At 63.4% G+C, this 13,085-nt stretch carries 15 protein-coding genes; 6 read left to right on the forward strand and 9 right to left on the reverse strand.

Annotated elements, in window-relative coordinates; all coding sequences use genetic code 11:
* Positions 1–1,567, reverse strand: a 1,567-nt coding sequence (istA, locus tag QMG52_RS03645; RefSeq protein WP_283559236.1) for an IS21 family transposase, incomplete at its 3' end; no start/stop codon positions are given.
* Positions 1,568–1,708: 141 nt separating this feature from the next.
* Between istA and QMG52_RS03650 the strand changes: the two genes are divergently transcribed.
* From QMG52_RS03650 to QMG52_RS03660, 3 genes are all read left to right on the forward strand, one after another.
* The gene (locus tag QMG52_RS03650; RefSeq protein WP_283559078.1) at positions 1,709–2,107 is read left to right on the forward strand and encodes a hypothetical protein; all 399 of its coding nucleotides are present in this window, start codon (positions 1,709–1,711) and stop codon (positions 2,105–2,107) included.
* A gap of 53 nt (positions 2,108–2,160) precedes the next feature.
* On the forward strand, positions 2,161–2,982 hold the full coding sequence (locus QMG52_RS03655) for a DUF2382 domain-containing protein (RefSeq protein WP_283559079.1): 822 nt from the start codon (positions 2,161–2,163) through the stop codon (positions 2,980–2,982).
* A gap of 145 nt (positions 2,983–3,127) precedes the next feature.
* Positions 3,128–3,313, forward strand: a complete 186-nt coding sequence (locus tag QMG52_RS03660) for a hypothetical protein (protein ID WP_283559080.1) — start codon at positions 3,128–3,130, stop codon at positions 3,311–3,313.
* A 310-nt stretch (positions 3,314–3,623) separates the two neighbouring features.
* Here QMG52_RS03660 and QMG52_RS03665 read toward each other — a convergent pair whose 3' ends face one another.
* The 3 genes from QMG52_RS03665 to QMG52_RS03675 form a co-directional block, all read right to left on the reverse strand.
* Positions 3,624–4,148, reverse strand: a complete 525-nt coding sequence (locus tag QMG52_RS03665; protein ID WP_283559081.1) for a DoxX family membrane protein — start codon at positions 4,146–4,148, stop codon at positions 3,624–3,626.
* Between the two features lie 470 nt (positions 4,149–4,618).
* Entirely contained in the window at positions 4,619–5,521 is a 903-nt protein-coding gene (locus QMG52_RS03670; protein WP_283559082.1) for an oxygenase MpaB family protein, read from the reverse strand.
* A 195-nt stretch (positions 5,522–5,716) separates the two neighbouring features.
* The gene (locus QMG52_RS03675) at positions 5,717–6,448 is read right to left on the reverse strand and encodes a DUF72 domain-containing protein (RefSeq protein WP_283559083.1); all 732 of its coding nucleotides are present in this window, start codon (positions 6,446–6,448) and stop codon (positions 5,717–5,719) included.
* Between the two features lie 325 nt (positions 6,449–6,773).
* Between QMG52_RS03675 and QMG52_RS03680 the strand changes: the two genes are divergently transcribed.
* The gene (locus QMG52_RS03680; protein ID WP_283559084.1) at positions 6,774–8,690 is read left to right on the forward strand and encodes a fibronectin type III domain-containing protein; all 1,917 of its coding nucleotides are present in this window, start codon (positions 6,774–6,776) and stop codon (positions 8,688–8,690) included.
* Positions 8,691–8,894: 204 nt separating this feature from the next.
* On the opposite strand, the gene QMG52_RS03685 is transcribed toward QMG52_RS03680, so the two are convergent.
* Positions 8,895–9,098 (reverse strand): hypothetical protein, encoded by a 204-nt coding sequence (locus tag QMG52_RS03685; protein ID WP_283559249.1) that lies wholly within the window; start codon positions 9,096–9,098, stop codon positions 8,895–8,897.
* Here QMG52_RS03685 and QMG52_RS03690 point away from each other — a divergent pair.
* Positions 9,067–9,477 carry a COG4315 family predicted lipoprotein gene (locus QMG52_RS03690; RefSeq protein WP_283559237.1) on the forward strand — a complete coding sequence of 137 codons (411 nt, stop codon included), beginning with the start codon at positions 9,067–9,069 and terminating at the stop codon, positions 9,475–9,477. The two genes, QMG52_RS03685 and QMG52_RS03690, sit on opposite strands and share 32 nt — an antisense overlap.
* Before the next feature lie 64 nt (positions 9,478–9,541).
* On the opposite strand, the gene QMG52_RS03695 is transcribed toward QMG52_RS03690, so the two are convergent.
* Positions 9,542–10,315, reverse strand: coding sequence for an anti-sigma factor family protein (locus QMG52_RS03695; protein ID WP_283559085.1), 774 nt, complete (start codon positions 10,313–10,315; stop codon positions 9,542–9,544).
* Positions 10,312–10,818, reverse strand: coding sequence for a sigma-70 family RNA polymerase sigma factor (locus QMG52_RS03700; protein ID WP_283559086.1), 507 nt, complete (start codon positions 10,816–10,818; stop codon positions 10,312–10,314). Before QMG52_RS03700 ends, QMG52_RS03695 begins: the two co-directional genes overlap by 4 nt.
* 220 nt (positions 10,819–11,038) lie before the next feature.
* On the opposite strand from QMG52_RS03700, the gene QMG52_RS03705 reads away from it, so the two are divergent.
* A complete protein-coding gene (locus QMG52_RS03705; protein WP_283559087.1) occupies positions 11,039–11,278 on the forward strand; it encodes a hypothetical protein in 240 nt (79 codons plus the stop codon).
* 364 nt (positions 11,279–11,642) lie between these two features.
* Here the strand turns inward: QMG52_RS03705 and QMG52_RS03710 are convergent, their stop codons facing one another.
* Complete coding sequence (locus tag QMG52_RS03710; protein ID WP_283559088.1) at positions 11,643–12,143, reverse strand: flavin reductase family protein; 501 nt, start codon at positions 12,141–12,143, stop codon at positions 11,643–11,645.
* 96 nt (positions 12,144–12,239) lie between these two features.
* Positions 12,240–13,046: an urease accessory protein UreD gene (locus tag QMG52_RS03715; RefSeq protein ID WP_502920445.1), complete on the reverse strand. Its 807-nt coding sequence runs from the start codon at positions 13,044–13,046 to the stop codon at positions 12,240–12,242.
* Positions 13,047–13,085: the final 39 nt, after the last annotated feature.

Below are 13,085 nucleotides of genomic sequence, written 5' to 3' on the forward strand. Positions count from 1 at the left end.
CGGCGCCGCGAACATACACATCGCTGTGTTCACCAATCTCGGTTTCGGCCGGGGCTTTCTTCATGTTTGGTGCCGCCGGCAATGGCGGCCGGGTTTGTTGGCTGTCGCTGTTCATCGAGGCCATCAGGCGTTTGAGAGTGGTGTAAGTGGGATAGCCGTGTTGGTTCAGGATTTGTTGGCACGTCGCCTCCAAACGTTGCCTGTTGTTCTTACCCAGGCCCTCCAAGATGTTTTGGCAGTCCAGAAAGGCTTGGGCCTGGATTTTCGGGCGGTCCAGGACCATCTCGATGACCTTGATCGTCGCGGGGCCGAAGCTGCGGGCGCGGTCAAGGAACCACTTCCGGGACCAGAGGCCAGCCACGTCCTGATGCTGTTTGGGTACGTGTTCGGCCATGGTCGAATATTGGCCCTTGCGCCCGTGTTTGCGCGGATGTTCACAGGCCACGGCGTCGCCATCGAAGACCGTGACTTTCACTGCGGTCAGCCGGACCTTCAAGATTCTCCCGGTCAGCTTGTAGGGCACCGAGTAATGCTGGTAATCGGCGGTGACATGGTAGTTTCGTCCAACTTTCAGCTGCTTCCATTCCACGGATTCAAACCGTTCCGCGGGCAAGGGTTGCAGCAGCAGCGCTTCCTCCAAAGTGAACTGCTCGCTCCTGGTCGTGCCATCCACGCGCCTGATCTGCTCATTGATCTCATCGACCCGCCCATCGATGGCCGTGTTCAACTCCGCCAAGGTCATCCAGATTTCCTCGCTCAGATACCCGATGACACGCTTGTTAGCGACGTTGACCGCAGATTCTGCAGCCGCCTTGTCTCTTGGGCGATTCGATCTGGCTGGCACGATCGCCGTGCCGTAGTGATCAGCCAATTGCTGATACCGGGCATTGATGACCCGGGTACTGTCATTCTTGCTGTGTCGGTTCGTCGCGGTCGCAGCATTGTCGGGAACCACGATCGGAGTGACACCGCCATAAGACTCGAAAGCCTGAACGTGGGCGCTGTTCCACGCCTCCTGCTTCATATCGGTAAACGCCTTGCAAAAGACCATGCCCGAATACGGCAACACCGCCACGAACAGGTACGCCTTGGTCACTTCACCAGTCACGGCGTCAATGAGCGCCAGCGTGTCCCCGGCCCAATCCACCAACATCGCCCGCCCCGGTTCGTGATGCAAAGTGGCCACGACCTCATGAACCGACGCGTAGTCATTGAACAACTGGCAAAACTGCGTATAACCGTACTTCTTTCCCTGCACCGCCGGCGCCTGCACATACCGATACCAGGCCTGCTGCAACGTGTAATGCCGATTAGATTTCATCGACTTCACGATTCCGGCAAAGTCTGGCTGTACGAAGTCCGCCGAGACGTTCTTCCTGCCATCGGGGAACAACTGCGCCAGCTCATCCCGGCTCAACGACGCCGCCTGCGCCGCTGTGATTCCCCGGGCCTTGACGGTCTTGCTCACCAAGGAAATCTCCCGGCGTGAACAACCCACCATCTGCACAATCTCGCTATAGCTCCGGTGCTCCAACACCAAAGCCATGATCGCACTGTAATCCGCCATAAAACGGCCCTCCCAGTCAACGCGGCCGCACCGAATATGCCGCCCATTTCCCAAGAGGACCACAGCCCCACCTCCAGCGGTACCCCCTAGCCGAAACGAGCAGTACCACCTACCCGGACTAGCCGTACCATCACGCCGTATTTGCCAATTGCCGCGGCCGTCCGCGAATTGATCGTCAACATGCTCGGCGGCCTCTCCTACGGCAAGATGCTGGGCAACGTCGCCAGCGCCTTCATCATCTTCCTGGGCGTCATCGCGGCCCTGAACCAGATGAACATTGCGGTCACCGTGACCACGCCCATCCTGATCACCGTCCTGGCCATCGTCGCCGGAGTGGTTATCGTCGGTGCCGGCGGAGGGCTGATCAAGCCCATGCAGGCCCGCTGGGAAAGCTACCTGTCCAAAGCCGAAGAAGAGGCACCCCAGATCAAGGAGCAGGCCAAGAACGCTCCCAGCGTGAAGGACCAGGCGCAGCAGGCCAAGGACAAGGCCCGGCGGAGCCTGGATTCCGGTAACAAAGAGGGTGCCCACCGCATCTGATCACCCAACCCAGGGACCATCCCGGTCCCGTTTGATAACAAGGAGAACACCTCATGATTAGTACAGATCAGATCCAGGACCTGCTCAGCAGCGGTGGAACCGTTGTCGGCGGGGAAGGCGAGAAGATCGGCAAGATCGGCCAGGTGTACCTGGACGACGAAACGGGCAAGCCCGAATGGGTCACGGCGAAGACCGGGATGTTCGGCGGTGCGGAGACCTTTATTCCGCTGGCCCAGGGCACCGTTGATGGGGACGCCATCAGGGTTCCTTACGACAAGGACAAGGTCAGGAACGCTCCGCGGATGGACGATGCCGAGGGGCACCTGAGCAAGGACCAGGAGGCCGGCCTGTACGAGTACTACGGGCTGGCCTATTCGGAGCGGAAGTCGGATTCTGGGCTTCCCGCCGGCGGTGCTCCGCAGCAGAGCGCTGGAGGGCGGAAGGACCGCTCCGGAGAACCTGCTGTGCAGGGCCGCGACACGTCCGGACCGACCACCGATGATGCCATGACGCGGTCGGAGGAGCGGCTGAATATCGGGACGGAAAAAGTCGAGTCCGGCAAGGCCCGGTTGCATAAATACGTGGTGACGGAGAACGTTTCCCAAACTGTACCGGTCAGCCACGAGGAGGTCCGGATCGAGCGTGAGCCGATCACCGAAGCCAACCGCGGTGCCGCCATGGCTGGAGGAGACCTCACCTCCGAGGAGCACGAGGTCACCCTGCATGCGGAGCGGCCCGTGGTGGAGAAGGAAACCGTCCCGGTGGAACGTGTCCGGCTCGGGACCGAAACGGTCACCGGTGAGCAGCAGGTGAACGAGGAAGTCCGCAAGGAAAAGATCGACACCTCCGAGGTTGGAGACGCGAAGAAGCCCTAAACGTCCGCGGCAGGGAGGGCCCGGACAACCGATCCACCGACGCGCGAATACGACTCGATGAGTACCCATGCAGGTCTACCCATGCAGGTCCGCGCCCCGAATCTGTTCCCGGCATCCGTGACAACGAAAATTAAGGAGAAAGCAGATGCAGTTCGACAAACAGCAAATCATTGATCACCTCAAAGGCAAAGGCGATCAGGACAAGGCCGACCAGGCCCAGTCCGATCTCCCCGACAAAGTCGATACCGATAAGGACTCCGGGCTGCTGAGCAAACTCGGCGTCAACGTCAAGGACCTGATGGGCAAGCTCCCCGGCGGACTCGGCGGCTGACACAGGTCCGGCCTATGCAACGTCTGCCCGAAATGCTCACCCTCCGGATGGCGCATCCGTCCCGCTTCCTTCGGGAGCGGGACGGATGCGTTGAGCGCCATCCTCGGTGGCGGACCCCACGTTTCCCAAGGCCTCTCACTTTGGGAGGAGCAGCCCCACTTTATACGTGAGGTTGGAGATTCGTGACTTGGGTGAATATACCGGCACCTCCGGAACTTCAATCGCCACCCCATTTTCCACTCCGGACTGCTTTGGCCGTTACACGCATGCGGCCTGCCCGACAGAGGCCTGGCGTCCCATACTTCCCGATTTAGACCGACACCAGTGGCAGATTACGGTGGCCGCGCCGCGAAGCTAACAGGTGCGCGCAGACCTCGACCGCGGATTCTTCCAGCTGATCGCCCCTTACGGCGTCGTGATCATGACTTCGGCGTGCCGGGTCGGTTGAGCCTTCCTCCACGGGAGTGACGGATGCCGCGGACGTCGCGTCGGCGGCGAGGGCTTTGCAGCGGCGGTAAATCTGCACGCCAATGGCAGCGGGGACGCTGGCTGCAACTCCCATCGTGGTCGCGGCGGCGCCGGCCGCGGGAGTGGCCAATCCCAAAGCGAGGGCTAAACCTGCGCCGGCTTCACCAAGGCCGGCGAGCACAGCACTCAGCTTGGCAGGTCGGAAGCCCATAGCATGCATGCCCTTGCTCGTGCCCTCGATGCCGCCGCCGCCGAACCAGCCGAAGAGTCTTTGGGATCCATGGGCGACGAGCACCCCGCCGAGGGCGACCCGCAACACGGTTTGCGCGGTGGTGGTGGCGACGGAACTACTGGACGCATGGCTCATGGGACTTCTCCTGGAGGTGGTGGGGTCAGTTTTCACTCAGCAGCGGCTGCGCTCATCCTGCCGCAGTGCTTGCGGAATGTCTCTGGTGAATCCATTTGGCCACTCCTCACCCGAGTTCCGCATCGTCGGCCATAAGGGCGGCCAGCGCCAGGGCCGCGCCGGCCTGTAACGCCGCGCATCTAGTAGCCGCATTGCGCGCAGGATCCTATACCGAAGCCTGAGGATTTCAGTTCGCCGCGAGAGCCCTACGAGCCTGTGACGACGGCACCGGTGGCGGGGCTTACAAGCAGAAATCGGGCGTCTCGGGAAAACTGCGCCGATAACTGTGAGGTGCAGAAGTCTGTTGACCTCCTGTTCCACCCCGCCCTCGCCCGAACCCGTGAGGAGGGCATCCCAGCGGGCCTCCATCTGCTTGCGACGTCCATCTGTTTGCCGACGTTGTTGCGTGCTGGATCGACGAATTAGCCGGATCAGTGCAGTTCGGCGTCTGGAGGCCGGGTCCGGGACCCCGCCTCCATGACTCCTTCCGGTCCGATGTCGGCCAGGACATATCCGTTGGGGTGGATCTCGCCCATGGGCTGGCCGGGGGTGAAGCGCGGCCTCGGTCCAGCAGGACGACGGCGGTGGATAGCATTGCGGGCTGCCAGACCTGTATTGAGCGCGGCCCGGGACCACCATCGGCTGCAGGGCAAGCCGAGGGCCTTGCTGATCCTGTCGTCGTCGAGCATGGTGGCGATCATCCGCCGCGTCAGCGGGTGAAGGAAGCGGGGTTGGGTGCCTTGCAGAACCTGCACGGTTGCGTTGATGAGGGTCCTGCCGGCTGCGCTCGGGCCGACCCTTCGCTGTTCGTAGTCATCGAAGAATGCCGCGGCCGTCTCGAAGGTGGGAGGGAAGTCAGGGATGTGCATGCGCGCACCTAGGTCGCCAAAAAAGCGCGTGGCTGCGGCTATTTCCAGCTGTGTCGGTGGCCGCCAGCCGTGGTTTTGAGTCCAGCGGATCGGAACAATGAGGAGGGAAAGGAGCACGTAGAGGAAGTCCTCGCCGCTGGCGGGAACATGCTCGTGGACGCGGTTGAGCAGTGCCGTCATCTGCCGGCCGCGGTCACTGTCCAGGCCGCCGGCGATGAGTTCGTAGATGACGACGCCGGTGTCGATGGAGCGTTTCATCGGGTGGGCCGGAATTTCCCCGTTGGCCACGAGCGTCCGCGCGCCGGAAGAAATGGCGAAATTCCGGTAATAGGCCAGGAAAAAGCCGAACTCCATGTCGCTGGCCAAGTCGAAAAGGACCATCTGGCGGAAGGTGGCTTCGAAGTCCTCCGGGCGACCCTCTTCTTGCTGCTTCAGGCTCTGCGAGAGGGACGGATGTAGTCGCATGTTGGTAGACCTCCAGGGGAGGATCGTTGGTGCCCGAACGCTGGACCGCCGAGGCGGAGTAACGATGAAGTTGTTCAATCGTAGGCCGGCGTTGACCGGGAATCCAGCGGCCGGCTTGCCGGAGATATGGACGTGAGGCAACAGGGCTGCGCCGGGCGCGGGACCTCCGGCATGGGCTCACCGTCGGTGGCTTTTTTAGCCCTCACCGAGAATGGCTCGGAGCGTGTCAGCGTTGCGGACCGCGTTCCCGCCGCCGTCGTTATTGAAGTAGACGTACACGTCCTTTCCAGCGCCCTGCCACTGTCGGATTCTCTCGGCCCACCACCGCAGGTCCTGCTCTGAGTAAGAACCACCGTAGAGGTAATCGGTGTCGGGACCGTGCATCCGGACATAGACGAAAGGTGCCGTGGCCTGCAGAACGCAGGGGAGATTCGCCCCGCTCATGACGCAATAAGCTGCCTGATGGTGTTCGAGAAGGGCGTAGACCGCGTCGTCGTTCCAGCTGTGGTGGCGGAATTCGACGGCGACCTGGACCCAGGTCGGGAGCAGGGTCAGAAAGTAGCCCAGCCGCGCATCATCGCGCTCCAAGTCCGGCGGCAGTTGGACCAGCAGGACGGCTCGCTTATCGCCCAGCTCGTGCCACGACCGGGCGATCCGGTCAATCCAGACCTCCGGGGCATAGAGCTTTTTGCCGTGCGTCAGGCCGCGGGGAGCTTTGACCGAAAGTAGAAACCCTTCCGGCAAGCGGCGGCGCCAGCCAGCGAAGGTTGATTCCCGGGGCCAGCGGTAGAAGCTGGCGTTCAGTTCGACCGTTCCGAACCTCCCGAAGTAGTATCCGAGCCGGTCACGCGCGGCGGTCCCGGGCGGGTAGAGAACGTGGTTCCAATGGTCGTAGCTCCAGCCCGAAGTACCAATGTGAACGCTCAATCTCTGACTCCGCCTTTCGCGAGGGGCACTGCTCCGATCCTATTCGACGCTGTGTCCGGAAAAGGGACCCTCCCATTGCTAACGGATGGACGAATGGTGCCGATGGTAACTATGCAGGGGTTGATGGGGTCGGGGCTCCATCCGCGATTGGTGATGTCTGGAGCTGTCGGGAGCGGAAACGTCAGCGCTTTCGGTACAGGGCACGTAAAAATCAGCTCCCTGCCATTGCTGAGCAAGTGATGCGGTATGGCTGACGGTCGATGGCAAGCGAGGGTCTCATATGTCAAAGTGTCTAAAGTCTCGCCGAGCAGGCAACAGGACCGTAGTGGTCGTGCTCGCCGTGCTCTCATTGGTCCTGGGGATCACCGGTCCCAGTGCCGGGGCGGCGACAGCAACCGCGCCGGCGGCGAATGTGCCGGTGACCACCGTCAGCACACCCCCGCCCACGGGCCTGAAGGCGACGGGGCAGGTGTATAACGGGATCGATGTTTCCTGGGATGCCGTGGCGGGGGCTGGGGGTTACCGTCTGTATTACTCCACGAACGCGGATATGAGTAACGCCGTGTTCAAGCGGTCCACGGGGCCAAGTGTCTCCATCGGTGGGCTGGCCGCTCAGGCGGTGTACTACGTCAAGGTCCGTGCGCTGACCGCGGACGGCGCCAACCTTACGGGCTACGCGGACGCTGTCAGCGCTAAAACGGGTCCGATCCAACCACTGCCGCCCACGGGCCTGGCCTCTTCAGCGCAGTATCCCACTTCGCTGACGATGGCCTGGAACGCGGTGACAGGCGCCGCCGGGTACCGGTTGATGTACTCGTCGCATGCCGATATGAGTACTCCTTCATACCGGAATATCACCGGCAGTCTCACGGGAAGCTTTGGCGGGCTAACACCCGAAACGACGTATTACGTCCAGATCCGCGCGACAAACGCCAACGGCGACGGAATCACTGATTACTCCCCTGCGGTGTCGGCTAAAACAGCCGTGGCACCGCCTGCACCTCCGGTTGGTCTAAAGGTCACCAAGCAAAGCCCCACGACCCTTTCGTTTACGTGGGGCGCTGTCCCGAACGCTCCCGAGTACCGCCTGTCTTTCAGCAAGAGCGCTGATATGAGTTCCGCCGCCTACACCCGCTACACCGTGACGTCTGCGGAAGTCCGGGGACTGAGCGCGGCCTCCACCTATTACGTCCAGGTGCGGGCCATTAACTTGGACGGAAGCACGATTACCTCGTACTCACCGGTCCTCAAGGTGACAACCGGTCTTGCCCCTGTCCTGGCGGCAGTGAACAACCCGCTGACCGTGGCCTCATACAACATCATGTGCGCGAACTGCATCGGCGATAACGAACTAAACCCCGACGTCAACCCATGGGTGGTCCGCAGGGACGCTGTGGTTGCGACCATCACATCGAAGATGCCCGACATCATGGGCATTCAGGAGGCATCCCAGGGATGGCTCGCAGACTCCCCTCCTGGCGGTCTTTCCCAGTTCGAGGACCTGAAGCAGAGGCTGAACGCGGCGGGGGCGCCGTATGAGCTGACCAATGACAAGCGCAATAACTGCGTGGATCCCCAAACACCTACCGATTGCGTGTACATGGACCAGGGCGCCTCCCAAGGGGATCGCATCTTCTACAACCCGAATAAAGTGAAAATCGTCCGATCCGGGTCCCAGCAGCTGCCCTTCCTGGATCCGGCAAAAAATGAGAGATATGTGGCATGGGCTGAGGTCATTCAGCTTTCTTCCGGCAAGCATTTCTTCTATGGCACTACCCACCTGGAAGTGACCAAGGCCGACGGCTACAACGAACTGCGGGCGCAACAGGCCCAGGCCATCATGGACGTCATCCACGAGCAGAACGCGGCGAACCTGCCGGTCATCATGGTCGGCGACATGAATTCCAGCAAATGGCTTGAACCCACCAATTCCGCCTATGACGTCTTTGTCGGCGCCGGTCTGATAGACCCGCTCGGCAACACGTACAAGAGCTTCTACCCCAGCGGCGACGCGACGGCGGAAACGGTGATCAACGCCAACATCAACAGCTGGAACGGTTACCAGCGCTTGGCAGGGGCCTTCCCCACAGGTCAGCTTGGAACGTACATCGACTACATCTTCACTTCAAAAATGCGGGTCCAAAGATACGAAAACGTGGCCAATATCGACACGAACGGCAACTATATCGGCGTCTTCCCCTCCGACCACAACATGCAATACGCCACGGTCGGTCTGCCGTAGGCCTGCAGGGCTGCCAGGACGGGGCAGTGAACGCGTCATGATACAGGCGCACTTCGTAGCGGGGACAAATCCATCCGGCGAGGAGCCGACTGGATGGGGGCCGCGGGTCGGTGATAGGAGTGACACGGCCGGGGGAATGAACCTCTCAGCACCCTGCAACGTGGAAGGCGTGACCGGTAAATCCCGGTCACGGGCCACGAGGAGTCAGGAATCGGTCATGTACAGGAAAACAGGATTGGTGTGTGTTGCCGCAGCCGTAGGGCTGGCCGCGCTGACCGGGTGCGGGGCGACGTCGTCCCCGCCTGCCGGGTCGCCGTCCACCAGCCAGTCCATCGCTGCGCCATCCGCAGAAACCAGTGCCGGAGCAAGCGCCAGCATGCCGCCGTCGTCGTCGGCGGGAGTGTCCACAGCCTCTGACCTTAAGACCGCGAGCACGTCCCTTGGCACCGTTGTCGTGGATGGGAAAGGCATGACCGTCTATTTCTTTGACAAGGACACGCCTAACACCGGCAAGAGTGCCTGCAGTGCCGGCTGCCTCGCCGCGTGGCCGGCGGTATCGGCAGCTTCGGCGGCCCCGGTGGTCACCGGTGTGCAGGGGAAGGTCGGCACCATCACCCGCAGCGACGGGACTTTGCAGGTGACCATCAACGGGTTGCCGGTCTACACCTACGCCGAAGACAGCGCTGCCGGCGATGGGAAGGGTCAGGGCGTCGGCGGAATCTGGTGGGCGGTGACACCGGAGGGGTCGAAGGTGGCGCCGGCGCAGACCGGGTCATCCGGGTACTGAGCCGCACGGGGCGTCCCGGGCCCGGATGAGCCCGGGACTACCTCGCGCTGGCGGGGGCGCTAGGCTACGGCTCTGCTGCGAGCAGGATTTCCCCGCCGGCCGAACGGATCTCCACCCGGGCAATGTCCGCGGCCACGATGCTGGTGGTCGCCGTGGGCGTGACCCGGGTGCCCGGGCCCGCAGTCCAGCTGGCCACCTGAACTTCGGCTCCACGGCGGTCGATCACCACCAGGGTATATCCATAAACCGGGGCGACGGCGTCCGGGAGCCCGGACGGTTCGGGGAGCCCGGACGCTTTCGATAGCCCGGACGGTGACGCATAGTGCCTGGACGTGGGCCCGGATGCAAGCGAGTAGGTGCAGGTCCAGTCGAGGCGGGTTCCCCACGGTTGGGAGGTGAGTGTACCCACGGCGTTGATCGGGCCGGCGACGACGGACGCAAAGTCAAGCGTGACGGCGGCAGCCTGGGTCTGCACCACCACGGCCGACGGCGGCGGGGTGACGGCCAGTGTCACGCCCACCGAGGCGGTGCTGATGCCGACCGCCAGCGCTGCCATGCCCACCCTTGTCCGGAAGCGCCGCCGTCGTATTTTTCCGGCCAGTCCGGTCAATAAGTTCTGCGGAACCTCCGCACCCTCCCGTGGCACGCTGGCCAGCGCGTCCGCCGGCGCCACTTCGGCCAGCAACCCGGGCAGCCCGGCGAGTTCGGCGACGGCCGTGCGGCACTGGGTGCACCCCGCCAGATGGCGTTCGTATGCCGCCCGCTCGGCGGGAACCAAGGAGCCCAGGACGTAGGCGGCGTCCCATTCGCGGTATTTGTCGGGCTCGACGGGGATCACCGGGTCACCCCGCTCTCCTGCAGGGAAAGCCGCATGGCGCGTAGGGCGTAGTGCAGCCTGGACTTAACCGTCCCTTCGGGAATCTGCAGTTTCAGGGCCATCTCGGCCGTCGATTCGCGCTGATAATACGAGTGCAGCAGGACCTCCCGATGTTCCTTAGACAGCCCGGCCAGCGCATCGGCGATCAGCCAGGCGTCCAGCACCTTATCCGTCTGATCGGCCATTCCTGTTTCCGGCGGCCGGTCCATTCCGAATTCATGCCGTTGCCGGGCGCTGCGCCGGTCATCAATGACCAGATGCCGGGCCACCGTGAAAAGCCAGGCCCGCAGCGCGGGCTCCGGCCGCGCCATCACCTCGGGCCGCTGCCAGGCGCGCAGCAGGGTTTCCTGCACGACGTCGTCGGCCAGGGCCCGGTCATTGGTCAGGTGCACGACGAAGCGCCAGAGCGCAGGCGCGTGCGCATCATGTAATGAGCGCAACAGTTCCGACGGTTCCGCGGGCATCACAACCTCCTGCCCTGATGACGATGCCGGCGCCCCCGCGGTTCATTTGGGGTGTGAACCAATTACACCGCTATTGCGTTTCGAGGGCTAGCAGCTTCCTGTTGACGGTCCCGCGTCACCGCGGTGCCGGGCGGTGAAGCCCGCAGCCGCGGACGGGAGGCGGTGCCGGGGGGCCGCCCGGCGGTCCGCCGTGCTGCGCCCACACGAAGGAGCGGCGGAAATGGATTATGAAATCAACGCCCTGCCGGTGCATATTCTGCTCGATCACGCCGTGGTGGTTCTTGTACCGCTGTCCGCCCTGTGTACGGTGCTGATCCGGGCAGACGCGGACCTCGCCGGCACGCTTCTGCCCTGGGTGGTGGAGCTTTTCGTCGTGGCGGATCCGGCGCTGATCGGGGAGGCGGGTTCCCGGGCCATCTGGGAAGACTACTTCAGCCCGACGCCGGTCGGCGGCCGCTGAGCTGCTGGACCCGTAGTGGTGTTGAACCAACGCTGCCGCTGGACCAACGCTGCTGCTGGACCAACGCTGCCGCTGAACCAACGCTGCTGCTGGACCAACGCTGCTGCTGGACCAACGCTGCCGCTGAACCAACGCTGCTGCTGGACCAACGCTGCCGCTGAACCAACGCTGCCGCTGAACCAACGCTGCTGCTGGACCAGCGCTGCTGCTAACCAACAGTGCCGGCGTCACCGGCCAGGATTGGCAGTGGCGTCGCCGGCAAAATCCCCCGGCCAGTCCTGCCACCGGATCCGCTTCCGGTTCAATACCTGGCCGGTGGTGCCCCACTCATTCAGGCCCAGACGGGACAATGGCTTGAGCCGCGTCAAGACCGGATGGCTCCCGTCCAACATGCCTGGCGCAATGGCGGCTGCATGACCTCGCCCAGAATGAGATGGCAGTCGCCCACCGGGATGATCCGGTGCAGCCTGCATTCCAGGGCGGCCGCCGCTTCGCGGATTCTCGGCGGCCGCACGGTCAGGCTCGGCTCTCTGGTCAGGCCGACGGCGTCGAATTCGCTGATCTCGGGAGGAAAGTTGGTGCCGGTGGCGTTCACTTGCTCGAACAGGTCCTCCGAGGCCAGATGAACGACGAACTCACCGATCTCTTCGACGTTCCGCAGCGTATCTTTGGCGCCGACCGAGGTGAACTGGATTACCGGCGGCTCGACGGAGGCAACCGTGTAGAACGAATGGGGGGCGATGTTGTCGATGCCCTCCGCCGAGGTGGAGGAAACCCAGGCAATGGGTCGCGGCACGACCAATGCGGTGAGGAGCCGGTAGTAGTCGCGGGCCGAGGCATCCGTTCGCCTGATTTCAGTACGCATGCTTCTATTTCAGCATGGTCTCACGAAGCCGTGGGACCATGTGGTGTCGGACGACGGCGCCATGCGGCTACCGGCGCCGGGCAGGTGGGAAAGCCGCTACCCGACGGGCGCCGCAACTGCGGTCTCTTTCCGTTCGTCCTGGGCAGTGCGGGCGCAGTTGTCTGTCTGCCAAAGGGCCGCATCCAGCCGCTGGCGCAGTGCAAGGGCGTCCGGGGCCACGCTGGTGATGACGGCACAACGTTCGCTGACCCGGAGCACGGCAGTGTCGGGGAATGCGGGAGACACCGCGGTGCCGAAGGATGTCATCCGGTCTTCGTCGTGGTCCACCGTGATCACGGCCCCTAGGGCCCGGCGTCCCCCCGTTACGGCAGATCCCTCCCAGCCGGGGGTACCTGCGCCGACGGCAAGTTCTTGGTCATAAAGTGGGACGTCACCTTGAGTGATCCGCAGGCGCTGCCGGAATTCGCCGGGCCGTTCCCCGTGCCGGCCCAGAATCAGCCCTTCCCTCATATGCAGTCGGGCGTCCGGTGCGAGCTCCACCCGGGTGACGGTGCTATGGCGGCAGCCCTCGGCAGCAATCTGCATACCGGGAAACCACAGCAGCGCAGCTCCGGCGGCGACGCGGATGTTGACGATGCTGCGCGACTCCTCAGCGTGTGGACCGGGGAGCAAAACCGTCGCCGCAACGGCACTGAGCATCAGGGTTGCACCCTCCGCCACGTCGATATCAAGTCGCAGCCGGTCCCCGCCCAGCGGTCCGGCGGCACCGGCCGCAAGGCTCACGCTCATACCGGAGCGCGGATCCCGGAGCCAATGCCGCAGCCGGAGGGGCAGCGCCTGGAGATTTGGGTGCAGGGATAGGGGAGCCTGGGAACGCAACCTGACCAGCCGCGTGCGCGCCATGCCCTCAGCAGTATAGACGCGCTCTGCCGCCACAGCGGC

The sequence above is a fragment of the Paenarthrobacter sp. PH39-S1 genome (assembly GCF_030063245.1).
Lineage (GTDB): Bacteria > Actinomycetota > Actinomycetes > Actinomycetales > Micrococcaceae > Arthrobacter_M.